15 protein-coding genes are annotated in these 13,524 nt (G+C 55.7%); 3 read left to right on the top strand and 12 right to left on the bottom strand.

Translation table 11 applies throughout. The features are described 5' to 3' along the window. Positions 1–45 precede the first annotated feature (45 nt). From infB to pip, 6 genes are all read right to left on the bottom strand, one after another. Positions 46–2,526, bottom strand: coding sequence for a translation initiation factor IF-2 (infB, locus tag K3757_RS00435; protein WP_259998225.1), 2,481 nt, complete (start codon positions 2,524–2,526; stop codon positions 46–48). A 9-nt stretch (positions 2,527–2,535) separates the two neighbouring features. Beyond that, the gene (locus K3757_RS00430) at positions 2,536–3,156 is read right to left on the bottom strand and encodes an RNA-binding protein (RefSeq protein ID WP_259998223.1); all 621 of its coding nucleotides are present in this window, start codon (positions 3,154–3,156) and stop codon (positions 2,536–2,538) included. A gap of 23 nt (positions 3,157–3,179) precedes the next feature. Beyond that, on the bottom strand, positions 3,180–4,793 hold the full coding sequence (nusA, locus tag K3757_RS00425) for a transcription termination factor NusA (RefSeq protein WP_259998221.1): 1,614 nt from the start codon (positions 4,791–4,793) through the stop codon (positions 3,180–3,182). Beyond that, positions 4,793–5,371 carry a ribosome maturation factor RimP gene (gene rimP / locus K3757_RS00420; protein WP_259998218.1) on the bottom strand — a complete coding sequence of 193 codons (579 nt, stop codon included), beginning with the start codon at positions 5,369–5,371 and terminating at the stop codon, positions 4,793–4,795. Before rimP ends, nusA begins: the two co-directional genes overlap by 1 nt. Positions 5,372–5,495: 124 nt before the next feature. Next, on the bottom strand, positions 5,496–6,326 hold the full coding sequence (locus K3757_RS00415; RefSeq protein ID WP_259998215.1) for an ABC transporter substrate-binding protein: 831 nt from the start codon (positions 6,324–6,326) through the stop codon (positions 5,496–5,498). Beyond that, a complete protein-coding gene (pip, locus tag K3757_RS00410; RefSeq protein WP_259998212.1) occupies positions 6,323–7,294 on the bottom strand; it encodes a prolyl aminopeptidase in 972 nt (323 codons plus the stop codon). Before pip ends, K3757_RS00415 begins: the two co-directional genes overlap by 4 nt. A gap of 49 nt (positions 7,295–7,343) precedes the next feature. On the opposite strand from pip, the gene ubiG reads away from it, so the two are divergent. Then, on the top strand, positions 7,344–8,093 hold the full coding sequence (ubiG, locus tag K3757_RS00405; RefSeq protein ID WP_259998209.1) for a bifunctional 2-polyprenyl-6-hydroxyphenol methylase/3-demethylubiquinol 3-O-methyltransferase UbiG: 750 nt from the start codon (positions 7,344–7,346) through the stop codon (positions 8,091–8,093). Here the strand turns inward: ubiG and K3757_RS00400 are convergent. The 4 genes from K3757_RS00400 to K3757_RS00385 are packed head-to-tail and all read right to left on the bottom strand — an operon-like array spanning position 8,090 to position 10,373. Beyond that, positions 8,090–8,524 (bottom strand): MarR family winged helix-turn-helix transcriptional regulator, encoded by a 435-nt coding sequence (locus K3757_RS00400; RefSeq protein ID WP_259998205.1) that lies wholly within the window; start codon positions 8,522–8,524, stop codon positions 8,090–8,092. The genes ubiG and K3757_RS00400 overlap by 4 nt on opposite strands. Continuing rightward, complete coding sequence (locus tag K3757_RS00395) at positions 8,521–9,354, bottom strand: carbon-nitrogen hydrolase family protein (RefSeq protein WP_259998203.1); 834 nt, start codon at positions 9,352–9,354, stop codon at positions 8,521–8,523. Before K3757_RS00395 ends, K3757_RS00400 begins: the two co-directional genes overlap by 4 nt. Next, positions 9,351–9,608 (bottom strand): glutaredoxin 3, encoded by a 258-nt coding sequence (gene grxC / locus K3757_RS00390; protein ID WP_259998201.1) that lies wholly within the window; start codon positions 9,606–9,608, stop codon positions 9,351–9,353. The genes K3757_RS00395 and grxC overlap by 4 nt, the downstream gene beginning before the upstream one ends. Positions 9,609–9,644: 36 nt before the next feature. After that, complete coding sequence (locus tag K3757_RS00385; RefSeq protein ID WP_259998199.1) at positions 9,645–10,373, bottom strand: ComF family protein; 729 nt, start codon at positions 10,371–10,373, stop codon at positions 9,645–9,647. 30 nt (positions 10,374–10,403) lie between these two features. Here K3757_RS00385 and K3757_RS00380 point away from each other — a divergent pair, with 30 nt between their 5' ends. Together K3757_RS00380 and hemH are read left to right on the top strand one after the other, a co-directional pair. Further along, entirely contained in the window at positions 10,404–11,204 is an 801-nt protein-coding gene (locus K3757_RS00380) for a methyltransferase domain-containing protein (RefSeq protein WP_259998196.1), read from the top strand. A gap of 53 nt (positions 11,205–11,257) precedes the next feature. Next, positions 11,258–12,313 (top strand): ferrochelatase, encoded by a 1,056-nt coding sequence (gene hemH / locus K3757_RS00375; RefSeq protein WP_259998193.1) that lies wholly within the window; start codon positions 11,258–11,260, stop codon positions 12,311–12,313. Positions 12,314–12,431: 118 nt separating this feature from the next. On the opposite strand, the gene K3757_RS00370 is transcribed toward hemH, so the two are convergent. Together K3757_RS00370 and K3757_RS00365 are read right to left on the bottom strand one after the other, a co-directional pair. Beyond that, positions 12,432–12,611 carry a hypothetical protein gene (locus tag K3757_RS00370; RefSeq protein WP_259998191.1) on the bottom strand — a complete coding sequence of 60 codons (180 nt, stop codon included), beginning with the start codon at positions 12,609–12,611 and terminating at the stop codon, positions 12,432–12,434. Between the two features lie 144 nt (positions 12,612–12,755). Beyond that, the gene (locus K3757_RS00365; RefSeq protein WP_259998190.1) at positions 12,756–13,370 is read right to left on the bottom strand and encodes a L,D-transpeptidase; all 615 of its coding nucleotides are present in this window, start codon (positions 13,368–13,370) and stop codon (positions 12,756–12,758) included. Positions 13,371–13,524: the final 154 nt, after the last annotated feature.

Here is a 13,524-nt window from a genome sequence, read left to right as displayed (position 1 = left end):
TGTAAAACACCGTCCCTTTTCAATTCCGACGTTGAGGTCCGCTAATTACAGCGAACGCTCCACTTCTTCGCGTGTGAAAATCTCGATGACATCACCAGGGCGGATGTCTTCGTAGTTCTCGAAGGCCATACCACATTCCTGACCAGACTGGACCTCTGGCACTTCGTCTTTGAAGCGCTTGAGAGTCTTGAGCGTCCCTTCGTGGATAACCACGTTGTCGCGCAGCAGACGTACCCCAGCCGAACGGCGTGCGACACCTTCGGTAACAAGACAACCAGCGACCTTGCCAACACCCGTGACCTTGAACACTTCTTTGATATTCGCGTAACCAATGAAGTTTTCTTTGATCTCGTTGCTAAGCAGGCCGGACGCCGCCGCTTTCACGTCATCAACCAGATCATAGATGACCGAGTAATAGCGGATCTCGACACCTTTCTGGTTGGCCGTGTTACGGGCAGATGCGTTTGCACGGACGTTAAAGCCCATGATCGGCGCACCGGAAGCTTCGGCCAGACCAACGTCGGTCTCTGTGATCGCCCCAACGCCTGAGTGTAGAACCCGTACGCGGACTTCGTCGTTACCGATTTTCTCCATGGCTTGAACAATCGCTTCGGCAGAACCCTGCACGTCAGCTTTCACCAAGATAGGCAGCTCGGACACGTTCTCGTCGGCTTTTGCATTCGCCATCAGCTGTTCGAGAGTGGTCGCGGCACCAGCGGCAGCGCGCTTATCCTTAGCGGCGTTCGCACGGTATTCCGCAATCTCGCGCGCCTGTGCTTCTGTGCTGGTCACGTTCAGCACGTCACCCGCTTCGGGTGTGCCGTTCAGACCCAGAACCTCAACAGGGACGGATGGACCAGCTTCTTTCACACGGTTGCCCTGATCGTCGATCAGCGCACGGACTTTACCATACTGCTCACCTACAACAAAGATATCACCCTGACGCAATGTGCCGTTCTGGACTAGAACAGTCGCGACAGGACCACGACCAACATCAAGCTGCGCCTCGATCACGGCACCAACAGCGGCGCGATCTGGGTTGGCTTTCAGTTCCAGAATTTCAGCTTGCAGCGCAATGGCTTCCAGCAGTTCATCGAGACCTTGGCCAGTGACAGCAGAAACTTCGACGTCCTGCACATCGCCTGACATCTTTTCAACGATCACCTCGTGCTGCAGCAAAGCTGCGCGCACGCGATCAGGATCCGCTGCTGGCTTATCGATTTTGTTGATCGCCACGATCATTGGCACTTTGGCCGCTTTCGCGTGTGCAATCGCCTCGATCGTCTGCGGCATAACAGCATCATCTGCCGCAACCACAAGAACCACGATGTCAGTTACCTGAGCCCCGCGCGAACGCATGGAGGTAAACGCCGCGTGGCCGGGTGTGTCCAGGAATGAGAGGACCTGACCGCCATCGGTGGTCACCTGATAGGCGCCGATGTGCTGGGTAATCCCACCCGCCTCGCCCGCAACAACCTTCGCGTTGCGGATCGCATCCAGAAGCGATGTTTTGCCGTGGTCGACGTGACCCATGATTGTAATCACAGGAGGACGGTTTTGCAGATCACCTTCGTCGTCAACTTCGATTTTAATCACATCTTCAACGTCAGCGTCGGAAACGCGGACAACTTTGTGGCCAAATTCTTCGATGATCAGCTCGGCTGTATCGGCATCAATCGTTTCGTTTTGCGTGACCATCAAACCGCTGTTCATCAACGCTTTGACAACAGCACCTGTTTTCTCCGCCATGCGCGCGGCCAGTTCCGACACAACAATCGCCGGTGGCAACTGTACGTCACGAATGATCTTTTCACGCTCAACGCTACCGCCCATCGCCTTCGCGCGGGCACGGTCTTGCTTACGCTTCATCTGCGCCATGGAACGTTGACGACCGCCTTCACCACCACGAAGCGCCTGATTGACTGTCAGTTTGCCTGAACGGCGGCTGTCATCATCCTGACGGTTCTTCTTGTTGGTTTCTTCACGGTCACGCTCTGTCTTGCGGGGCGTTGCCGAAGGAAGAGCCTTGTTAGGCGTCGGACGTGACTGAGTTGGCTCAGATACACTTGGCGCAGCAGCCTGTTGTGCTGCGGCCTCGGCGGCACGCTTCGCCCGCTCTTCTTCCTCAGCTTTCGCCTTAAGGCTTTCTTCGCGTTCGCGGTCTTCGCGCTCTTTGGCTTCGATCTCGGCGCGGCGGCGCTCGCGGTCTTCTGCGCGTGCTTTTTCTTCCGCTTCGCGAGCTGCGGCCTCTTCGACCTCACGCGCTTTGGCGGCTTGAACAGCCTTCAGGCGGCGATCCATCTCTGAATCGGTGATGCCCGCAGGACGCCGCGAGGGATCGCCAACAGGGCCCGCACCGGGGCCGGTTGGTTTTTGGCCACCAGGTTTTGGAACAATTACGCGTTTACGCTTTGTCTCAACCACGACGTTTTTAGTCCGTCCGTGGCTAAAGCTTTGCTTTACGTTGCCCGGACGCGATGGTGCGCCCCGCAAACCCAGAGTTTTTTTGCCGTCACTATCGCTCATCTAGCTCGTCTATCCTTTCGGCTGGCCGCTGCCAGCCTCGTTTTTGCGCACGCCGTTCAATCTATGAGCTTCCTCTACAACACGCAGAGTGAGTCCACCAGAGGCGAGCGCCCCATGTATCACAGTTTGGCGTCCGAATGCCAAACCCAATTCATCCGCTGTCAGGCATCCAATATAGTGCCCGTAGTGCGGCGTACTTAGTTTCGATTTGCCGCGTCCCGATCCATCCACAGCCTGAATCAGTACTTGCGCCTCTTCCGTTTGCAGCCAGCTTTTGACTTTTTCGTAGCCCGCAACGGCTTTACCCGCTTTACGCTGCATCGAAATCAGGTCCACCACGCGGCGGGCCAACTGCTTTTCCACATCATCCACCAGATTGTCCGGTGTTTTAACCGGTTGCTTTGCCGACCGCGAAAACAACCCCTTTTTAACAACTGTTTCAAGCGCGGAACGTTCCGCTGATACCCACATCCCGCGACCGGGCAACTTACCCAACACATCGGCTACTGCCTGACCATCCGGCCCAACAACGAACCGGATCATCTTGTACTTTGGCTGCACCTCACCTGTGGCAAGGCACTTGCGTTCTGCGCCGCTTTCACGGTCTTTGGATGCGCCACCGCGTCCCATTCTGGTACCCCCGAAGCCTGAGATCAGGCCTCGGCCTCCTCTTCAGCGTCACCTTCGTCTTCGGCATCTGCTTCAAGTTCGGTTGGATCAACCCAACCCAGCAAAACGCGGGCTGTCATGATCAGATGCTGCGCGTCTTCCAATGACATATCGAAAGGCTCAAGCGTGCCTTCGTCCTTGATACGCTCGCCATTAACTGTCGTCCAGCCACCTGCCAGCTCCCAGTCGGCGCATGTCGCAAAGTCCTCAAGGGTTTTTACATCATCTTTGGCCAGCGCTTCAATCATTTGGGGTGTCAGGCCCTCAAATTCAATAAGGCTGTCTTCGACACCCAACGAACGGGCCGTATCAAGGGCTGCCTTGTTCTGCGCTTCCAGAACATCACGGGCGCGCGCCTGAAGCTCGCTAGCGGTATCTTCGTCAACGCCATCGATTACCAGCAGCTCGTCTACTTCGACGTATGCCACTTCTTCGAGGTTGGTGAAGCCTTCGGAAACCAGCAACTGGGCAAAGAATTCATCCAGATCAAGGTTGTCCATAAACAGCTTGGTGCGCAGTTCAAACTCGGCCTGACGGCGCGCGCTTTCCTGCTCTTCTGTCATGATATCGATGTCCAGACCGGTCAGCTGGCTGGCCAGACGCACGTTTTGGCCACGGCGACCGATCGCAAGGCTCAACTGCTCTTCAGGAACAACCACTTCGATCTTGCCGGCCTCTTCATCCAGAACAACTTTGGAAACCTCGGCTGGCTGCAGGGCGTTCACAAGGAATGTCGGCTGGTCGTCATTCCACGGGATGATATCGATCTTTTCACCCTGAAGCTCGTTTACAACGGCCTGAACACGGCTACCGCGCATACCTACGCAAGCGCCGACAGGGTCGATGGAGTTATCATAGCTGATGACAGCAATCTTTGCGCGCGAACCGGGATCACGGGCAACTGCTTTGATCTCGATGATGCCATCATAGATTTCGGGCACTTCCATCTTGAACAGCTCGGCCATGAATTCTGGCGCTGTACGGGAAAGGAAAATCTGCGGACCGCGCTGTTCGCGGCGCACATCCTTGATGTAGACGCGGATACGATCGTTCGGGCGATAGGATTCGCGGCCAATCTTTTCGTTGCGACGCAGGATCGCTTCGCCAGCGCCCACATCCACGATGACGTTTCCGTATTCTTCACGCTTGACCAGACCATTGATGATCGTGCCCGCGCGGTCTTTGAATTCTTCGTACTGGCGGTCACGCTCAGCTTCGCGCACCTTCTGAAGAATCACCTGCTTGGCAGATTGCGCAGCAATCCGGCCCATTTCGACAGGTGGGACTTCTTCGGTGAATTCCTGACCTACTTCGGGATTGGCCATATACTGCTTGGCCTGCTCAACCGTGAATTCGGCCTGATAGTTCTCAAGCTCGTCATCCGCGACAACTGTCCGAACACGGGTAAACGTGGCGCGACCCGTTTTGCGGTCGATGCTCACGCGGATATCCATTTCAGCGCCATAGCGGGACTTGGCTGCGCGCGCGAGGGATTCTTCCATCGCTTCGATGACCAGACCAGGATCGATCATCTTTTCGCGGGCCACCGCTTCGGCGGTTTGCAGCAGCTCCAACTGGTTTGCGGATGTAATGGCCATTAGTTTTCTCCCTCATCAGACTCATCGGTCTGCAGTTCGTCAAATTGGGTCTCGTCGATTGCACCAGACGCTTTGCGCTGGCGCAGCATTTCCTTGATCAGCTCATCCGTCAGGACCAGCTTGGCATCGGTCAGCCATTCGAATTTCAAGCCTACAGTGCCCTCGTCGATGTTGATCAGAACCTCATCACCCTCGACACCTGCCAGCTCACCCTTAAAGCGGCGGCGACCATCAATCAGATCATCGGTTTCAATCTTGGCCTCATAGCCTTCGAAATTCGCAAAATCCTTAAGACGCGTCAGCGGACGGTCGATCCCCGGCGAGGAAACCTCAAGCGCGTATTCATCTACAATCGGGTCTTCGACATCCAGCACGGCGCCAACGGCAGTGCTGATCTTGGCGCAGTCATCTACTTCGATACCCCCATCGGGGCGATCTGCCATAATCTGCAAGGTCGCGTTCTTGCCAGACATCAGGCGTACGCGCACCAGCTCAAACCCCAAGTCTTCGATAACAGGGGTTATGATCTCGGCGAGACGCCGGTCCATGGCAGCTTTTGCAATCAGGTCATTGTTCATTGTCTACTTGCCTCAAGGCACAAAAAAACGGGCGCGCGGCCCGTATCAGAGGTTCGGTGGGCGCTTGGTGTGGACCCGAGCGCGCCGCTGTTAAGTCGTCATATACGCCGAGGCGCCGAGAACATCAAGCCCCCCACCATCGCTGGGGCGCGCGCAGGTCATCAAACATGCCACGTCCCAACGCCACAGGCATCGCTACGCTGCGCGAAACGGCATGGCCACTCCACTGGGTAACGTCCTCGAATCCCTTCAGGGCGGAGACGTCTGCGATGTCTGCGCCATCCACCAGATATTCCGCCAGCGCCTGCGCGCGCACCGCCTCAGACGGAATCGAGACAAGCTCAACCTTATCAAACCAGCCTGCTTGGCCGTCCCTCCAATGCTGCGTCAGACGCTCGGCCAACAGCTGCTGACCCGGTGAGAAATGGCGCACGCGGTATAGACCTGTACCAATACCGGCATCGGGCGCATGGACCGGACGGATCACATAGGATGCCTGACTAAGCGTGAAAGGCAGTGATGGATCAGGAGTTGCAAGCGTGATCTGCACACGCCCACGTGACACAGCCTGAATATCGCCCAGCGCTGCGAGACTGTGGATGACGTCGGCAGCGGTAAAGGGTTTACCGTCATGAAATAAGACGCCGGAACGCAAATCAAATACCCATACGCGCGCATCCGCAGAGCTGGTCCAACCAGTCGCAAGCTCACCGTGCAGGGTACCATCGGCGGCAATCTCCGTCAGCGTTTCATATATCAATCCTTGGCGGGCCACTTGCATGAACAGGCCATCACCGTGGCTCCAATCGTCACTTCGTGCAGCCCCCGATAGCGCAAGGCGCAGCTTTCCTCCACGATGAGGGAGCGGTCCCGCGCTGACCCCAGCAGCGGCTAAAAAAGCGGCCGCAGCACCGCTGGCAAATAGCGCACGACGATCAAGGGGTTTGCGGCTCATGTGGCGCCAATCCTGTCCATGGCGCGGACCAGCTCGGCGCTGATCCCCGGCTCGCTCAAGGCGTGGCCCGCATTGCGCACCATTTTAAGTTCGGATTTTGGCCACGCCTTGGCAATTTCATAGGCACTGGTTGGGGGGCAAATCATGTCATATCGGCCCTGAACAATCACGCCGGGGATATGGGCGATACGGTCCATCTGCCCCAAAATCTGGCCGTCATATTCCAGAAAGCCATTGTTGGTGAAATAGTGATTCTCTAAACGCGCAAAGGCGCGCGCATACTCTCCGTGGCCCTCAATCATCTGACCACCGGAAGATATCGACGCCAGCGCATTTTCCCAGCCCGACCAAGCCCGCGCATAGCGGGTCTGAAGTGACATATCATCCGAGAACAGTCTCTGGTGATAGGCTTTGATGAAATCGTCACGCTCGTCATGCGGCACAAGCGCGGTGAACTTGTCCCATACTTCTGGCCAGAACTTGCCTGCGCCACCGCCGTAGAACCAATCCAGCTCAGCCTGTGTCATCAAAAAGACACCGCGCAACACCAAATTACGCACCGCCGCCGGATGGGTCTGCGCATAAATGAGCGAAAGCGTCGCGCCCCAGCTGCCACCAAACACGACCCACTGGGCGATGCCCAGCTCCTCACGAATCAGCTCGATGTCGGCAACAAGATGCCAAGTGGTGTTATCCGTCACGCTTGCAAAAGGTGTTGAGCGGCCACAGCCACGCTGGTCAAACAGGATCACACGATATTTCGCCGGATCAAAATAGCGCCGCATGGATGGGCTACACCCGCCCCCCGGCCCACCATGCAACACAACAACTGGTATCCCTTGAGGGTTACCGCATTGCTCCACATAAACCGTATGCCCTTGGCCAACAGAAAGCATTCGCCGGTCAAACGGGTCTATTGGCGGATACAGGTATTGCACTGCGCGCTTTTGATCAGGGGTCTTATCCATTACCAGCCTATATAGTACGAGAGCCGACATTGAATACAGGAGCGCCAAAATGCAAGCGCATCAAACAACAGTAGATCCCGATGAAGTCGCAAAGTTCGAAGCGATGGCCGCCGAGTGGTGGGACACAGAGGGCAAGTTCAAGCCGCTGCACATGCTCAATCCGTGCAGGCTCGACTATATTACAACCCAGATCGCAGGCGAATTTGACCGCGACCTAAGCACACCGGAGCCATTCAAGGGGCTGCGCATTCTTGATATCGGCTGCGGCGGTGGACTGCTGGCCGAACCTATGGCCCGTCTGGGTGCCACAGTTGTGGGGGCGGATGCTGCAGCCGGGAACATCCCCGTCGCCCAAATCCACGCCGAACAGTCCGGCCTTGAGATCGACTATCGACACACCACCGCCGAAGCGATGGCAGAAGCAGGTGAGCAATTCGATGTGGTGCTGAACATGGAAGTGGTTGAACACGTCGCCTCCCCCATCAGCTATCTGACCGCTTGTCGCCAATTGCTAAAACCCGGTGGGCTGCACATCTGTTCGACACTCAACCGCAATCCGAAGTCCTATGTGGTGGCGATCATTGGCGCAGAGCACATCATGCGCTGGCTCCCCAAAGGCACGCATGAATGGTCCAAGTTCATCACACCGGACGAACTGTACAAGCTGCTTGAAGAGGCGGGCCTGCAACCGGTTGACCGGAAGGGTTTCGTCTTTAACCCGCTGCTGTGGAGCTGGAGTATCTCTGCAAAAGACCTAAGCGTGAACTATGTCACCGCCAGCCTTAAACCTCAGGCCTAGCCCAATTGGTTTCGTAGTTCGCGCAGGATTGGCAGGGCCGCGCGGGCCTTGTCCTCTCCTAATTGCTCAACAACCTGAGTGATCATTGGCGCGATGGTACTAAGCGCGGTCTCGCGGGCCTGACGGCCTGCGGGGCTGATCGTAACCATCTTGCGCCGTGCATCATCCCAATCTGGCCGGATATGGATGTAACCGGCCCACTCCAATTTGGTCAGAGTATTTGTCATGGCACCGCGTGTTACATGAAAAGTCTCGGCGAGTTGCGCAGGAGAGCGTTCAACATCGCGCCACGCCAAATGATTCAGCACCGAAAAATGCGAAATTTCCATACCCTTGGGAAGCACCTTACCCAGTCTGGTACGCAAGATTTGATCCGTGCCCAGAATTTCACTGAACAGCATGATCGCTAAGGTATTTGAATCATCGCTCATGCTGGACCATCAAACGCACGCTTGTGGCTCATACTGGGAACCTTGGCCCGCGCGGCATCAGTCTGTGCAACATCCAGATCGAACAGAAACACACCGGCATCCGTACCAGCATCCAAGACAATCTCTCCCCACGGGCTGACCACCAGAGAGTGGCCGTACGTATCGCGCGTCTTATGCGTAGCACTTGCATGAGTGCCAGTTTGTGCTGGAGCAATAATGAAACATCCTGTCTCAATTGCGCGCGCGCGCAACAAGCTGTGCCAATGGGCAGCGCCGGTAACAGGCGAGAACGCAGCAGGCACAGTGAAGACCTGCGCGCCTGCCTCTGCCAGCGCCTGATACAGCTCTGGAAAGCGAATATCATAGCAGATGGTCATCCCGACCGCCGCGAAAGGTGTCCGTGCGAGCATGGCCCGAGAACCAGGGCGGTATGCCGCTGATTCTTTCCACGTCTCGGTGGGCGTGACCTGTACGTCGAACATGTGGATCTTGTCATATTTCGCAACGATATCGCCGTTGGGATCAATCAGAAATGACCGATTTGCAAAACGACCATCCGCATCGTCAGTCTTCAGCCCGAGCGACCCGATCAGAACCCAGATCCCCAATGCAGCCGCATCACCGCGCAACGCGGCGAGCGTGGGATCGCTTGACTCATGATGCAATACGCGCTGCTGGTGATCGCGATTGGTAGAAATACAATTGCTCACCTCCGGCGTACACACAAACTCCGCGCCCTGCGCCGCTGCGTCTGACAGCATGGCGCGGGTCACGACCAAATTGGCCCTGGGATCATCGCTTACGTTCAGCTGGAGAATGGCTGCTTTCATGCGGCCAGCAGCGCATCAAGCTTGCCGGCGCGCTCCAACGCATACAAATCATCGCAGCCACCGACATGGATATCGCCCACGAAAATTTGCGGTACGGTACGTCCGCCATCCGCACGCTTGATCATTTCGGGTTTGCGATCAGGATTGGCCAGCACATCCACTTCGGAAAAGCTTACGCCTTTTTGGTTTAGAAGACGTTTCGCCGCATGACAAAAGCCACAGAGCGGGGAGGTATAAATTTCGACCGGTTTCATAAGACTGTCCTTTTCCACAGAGTGTTGGAATAGGATTTAGGCCTCTTTTGCCGCTCTTGCTAGGGTCAGTACGCGAACAGGGCCCGATCCTGCCTCCAAACATGCATGGGTGCATGCCATCAACGTAGCACCGGAGGCCATCACATCATCTATCAATAGGATGGGCCGATCGCGCAGTTTCGCGCCGCGTTTCGGATGTGGCGTAATCGCCTTTTCCAGTGTCTCGAACCGCGCTTCGCGGCTTAGCCCCTCAAGCGAACTTGTTCGACGAACGCGGGCCAAAGCGTCAGGGCACCAAGGTAGGTCCAACTCCTTAGCGACAGATTTTGCCAAAAGAGCTGACTGGTTGTAGCGACGCTTCAGCAACCGTGTCCAATGCAACGGCACAGGCACGACAAGAGTATCTTCCGAGACCTGCCCACGAACCATGTTTGCCATCCATAATCCGGCAGGGCGTGCCATTTCCTGACGATCACCATGCTTGAGCGCCAAAACAAGCTTGCGGCCGTTATCGCGGTAAAGAACCGCTGCACGCCCTTGAATCCAAGGCCTCTTGGCCTGCATGCAGGCATCGCAATGATGTAAATCGCCCTGACCACCGGGGGTGAGCGGAACCCCACAACCATCACAGATTACACCACCCAGAAAGCTGGTATCGCGCCAACAGGGACCGCACAGGCCAAAATCACTTTCCACCATATCCCCGCACGTGATGCAGCGCGGCGGATAGATCAGTGTGACAGCTGTTTGAAGTTGCGCCAGCACCAGCTTATGTACCTTTCTATGACCTTACCCATGACAGACCCTGCCGCCCTACAGCATCACCGCGCCCGCGCCACGGCAGCGGGATTTTTTCTGCACGACGCTGCCGCAGATGAACTTCAGGATCGTCTGGATATGGTTAACAAGTCATTTACGCAGCCAGCAATCGTGACCGGATTTTCCGATTACTGGGCTGCGCAGCACCCAACGGCAAAGATTGCTTCCGATTCCGAAACGCTTAGGCTTTCGCCAGATTCGCATGATCTGGTTGCCCATGTGATGGGGCTACACTGGTCGAATGACCCGGTCGGACAGTTGATCCAGTGCCGTCGTGCGCTCCGACCCGACGGGCTCTTTATCGGCATCAGCTTTGGCGGAGATACGTTGCAGGAATTGCGCCGTGCGCTGGCAGAGGCCGAGATAGCAGTGACAGGCGGCCTGTCCCCCCGCATCGCCCCGATGCCGGAATTGCGCGATCTAGGCGGGCTTTTGCAACGCGCGGGCTTTGCCCTGCCTGTTGCCGATACAGCGCTAATCAAGGTTGAATATCGTGATATCTGGCACCTGATGCACGACCTGCGCGCCATGGGGGAAACGAACGCCCTGTCTGCCCGTTTGCGTCGCCCCACACGCCGTGCCGTATTCGAGAAGGCGCAGAAACTCTATGCTGAACATTTTGCCGCACCCTCAGGGCGACTGAAGGCGAGCTTTGAGCTGCAAGTGCTTACTGGGTGGGCTCCGGACGCCTCTCAGCCCCAACCGTTGCGGCCCGGGTCGGCACAACAACGTCTGGCAGACGCTCTTGGATCTGCTGAAAAACCCCTGCACGATTGACCCAGCGTGAAATCTATCTATTTGAACCACTGAACTTGCAGGAAGATGGCGCTATGAATGATATCCCGACAGAAGCACGTCCCGTTCACGCAGACGCAGACCACCCGAAGGTACCGCGCCCGAAGGTTGGTGTGTTACTGAGTAATCTTGGTACGCCGGACAACTACGATTACTGGTCGATGCGGCGCTATCTGGGTGAATTTTTGTCAGACCGCCGCGTCATCGACTATTCGCCCTGGCTTTGGCAGCCTCTTCTGCAGCTGGTCATCCTGACCAAGAGACCCTTCACCTCAGGTGCGGCGTACAAGTCGATCTGGAACGAGGCCGAGGGCGAAAGCCCCCTGATGACAATCACAAAAGCCCAGACCGCAAAGATCGCAATAGAAATGCAAAAGACCTATGGCGACGACGTCATAGTCGATTTCTGTATGCGCTACGGCAATCCCTCAACGCAAAGCAAGGTTGAGAAGATGGTCAAGGCAGGATGTCAGAAAATCCTCTTCTTCCCCCTATATCCGCATTATGCTGGCGCAACATCAGCCACAGCATGTGACAAATTCTTCGAAGCGCTCGGGAAAGAAAAATGGCAGCCCGCAAGCCGTACAGTTCAGCCATATTTTGACCGCCCCGATTATATCGACGCGCTTGCAAAATCCATTGAAGCGAAATACGCCGAGCTTGAAAAGCGGCCCGATATTCTTGTCTGTTCCTACCACGGTGTGCCACAGCGCTATCTCATGGAGGGCGATCCGTATCACTGCCAATGCCAGAAAACGACGCGCCTCCTGAAGGAGCGGCTGGGGTGGAAAGATACTGAGATCAAGACGACCTTCCAGTCAAAGTTTGGACCAGAAGAGTGGCTGCGGCCTTATACCGTTGAAGAAGTCGCACGGCTTGCGGAGCAAGGCAAAAAGAACATCGCCGTATGCGCACCTGCGTTTTCTGCTGACTGCATCGAAACGCTTGAAGAGATCAACGAAGAGATCTTTGAGAGCTTCGAAGAAGCAGGCGGTGAGCACTTTACCTATATTCCGTGCCTGAATGATGATGAGGCGCATATCAATGCGCTGTCCAACGTCATCCGCGAAAACCTTCAGGGCTGGATCTAAGGCTTTACGTCAGGCGGTCGCTTTTTCGACAAGCGGCTGCCCGAGATTCCTACAAGATAAAATGCAAAAAAGGCGATGCAAAGCACCGCCTTTTCGCCTTCAGTCGTAAGACTGAATATTAGTCAGCCAAAGCTGCAGCAACCAGAACCAAGATCAACAGTGGAACCAGAACGCCAGCAGAAGAGCTTGTTGCTTCTTCAACGATGACAGGTGCTTCGATGATTGGATCAGCAAGCGAACCAGCGAAAGCTGTAGAAGCGGCAGCTGTCAGAGCAGCGGCGAGAACGAGTTTTTTCATAGTAATAACCTCCAGAAGATGGTGCGCCATGTTTCTCAGCATGAAGCGCACCGTACACTTACCTCGTGGTATTTTCTAAACAGCATCTTTAAACAGAAAGAAACTAAGATTCACAAAACAGACGAGCGTAACGACACCATGTCGTCAAATTAGCAACACCTGTGTGCCAACTTTAGCGAATTCATACAACTCTTCAATGTGCTCGTTGTACAACCCGATGCAGCCATTTGACGATCTGCGACCGATTTTGCGCGTATCATGAGTGCCGTGGATACGGTAATATTGCCAGCTTAAGTGCAAAGAGCGCGTCCCAAGGGGGTTTTCAGGGCCCGGGCCAATAAACGGTGGCCACTCCGGATTGCGCTCCAACATGGAAGGCGTCGGACGCCATGATGGCTTGGGGTCCTTCAGGATAACCTGTGTCCGACCACGGCGCGTCAGATCTGCGGTCAGCGGCACGCTGGACGGGTACAGTTTGTACACGCTCCGGTCTTCAGACCAGTAATGAACGGCGCGGCTATCCAGATCGACAAGGATCGCACCGTTCTGCGTATTGTCAAAATAGGGCTCCCAGCTCAGCGTACGGAAGCTTGATATGTTACGACGTACAACTTCGGTTAAGTCACGCTCTGTCTCGGTCGTGGCTTGGCTATTTACGCTTTCTCCTGTCGACTGCGCCAAAGCGGGCGCGGCCAAGAATGCGGCACTGCCTGCGAGAAAACCGCGGCGAGTGTTAAGTTTGAAAGAATCATTCGACATTTTATGTCTCCGGCTAAAAACAGCTCATATATCGGTCATATATGGCGTCAAAGACACGTTTTCAAATCAAACCCGTGTGAAGAAAGCTGTTCACAGGTAAGTGCATTTGAACTGTTGCAGCTCAGCATGTATGCCGAGCGAAACATTTAGGCTT

Source organism: Sulfitobacter sp. S223 (assembly GCF_025143825.1).
Classification (GTDB): Bacteria; Pseudomonadota; Alphaproteobacteria; order Rhodobacterales; family Rhodobacteraceae; genus Sulfitobacter.
The sequence above is the reverse complement of the archived record's forward strand: the minus strand, read 5'-3'. Positions and strand labels throughout refer to the sequence as shown.

Coding starts and splice junctions, on each gene's coding strand:
- infB (WP_259998225.1), bottom strand. CDS start 2,526: ATGAGCGATAGTGACGGCAAAAAAACTCTGGGTTTGCGGGGCGCACCA.
- K3757_RS00430 (WP_259998223.1), bottom strand. CDS start 3,156: ATGGGACGCGGTGGCGCATCCAAAGACCGTGAAAGCGGCGCAGAACGC.
- nusA (WP_259998221.1), bottom strand. CDS start 4,793: ATGGCCATTACATCCGCAAACCAGTTGGAGCTGCTGCAAACCGCCGAA.
- rimP (WP_259998218.1), bottom strand. CDS start 5,371: ATGAACAATGACCTGATTGCAAAAGCTGCCATGGACCGGCGTCTCGCC.
- K3757_RS00415 (WP_259998215.1), bottom strand. CDS start 6,326: ATGAGCCGCAAACCCCTTGATCGTCGTGCGCTATTTGCCAGCGGTGCT.
- pip (WP_259998212.1), bottom strand. CDS start 7,294: ATGGATAAGACCCCTGATCAAAAGCGCGCAGTGCAATACCTGTATCCG.
- ubiG (WP_259998209.1), top strand. CDS start 7,344: ATGCAAGCGCATCAAACAACAGTAGATCCCGATGAAGTCGCAAAGTTC.
- K3757_RS00400 (WP_259998205.1), bottom strand. CDS start 8,524: ATGAGCGATGATTCAAATACCTTAGCGATCATGCTGTTCAGTGAAATT.
- K3757_RS00395 (WP_259998203.1), bottom strand. CDS start 9,354: ATGAAAGCAGCCATTCTCCAGCTGAACGTAAGCGATGATCCCAGGGCC.
- grxC (WP_259998201.1), bottom strand. CDS start 9,608: ATGAAACCGGTCGAAATTTATACCTCCCCGCTCTGTGGCTTTTGTCAT.
- K3757_RS00380 (WP_259998196.1), top strand. CDS start 10,404: ATGACAGACCCTGCCGCCCTACAGCATCACCGCGCCCGCGCCACGGCA.
- hemH (WP_259998193.1), top strand. CDS start 11,258: ATGAATGATATCCCGACAGAAGCACGTCCCGTTCACGCAGACGCAGAC.
- K3757_RS00370 (WP_259998191.1), bottom strand. CDS start 12,611: ATGAAAAAACTCGTTCTCGCCGCTGCTCTGACAGCTGCCGCTTCTACA.
- K3757_RS00365 (WP_259998190.1), bottom strand. CDS start 13,370: ATGTCGAATGATTCTTTCAAACTTAACACTCGCCGCGGTTTTCTCGCA.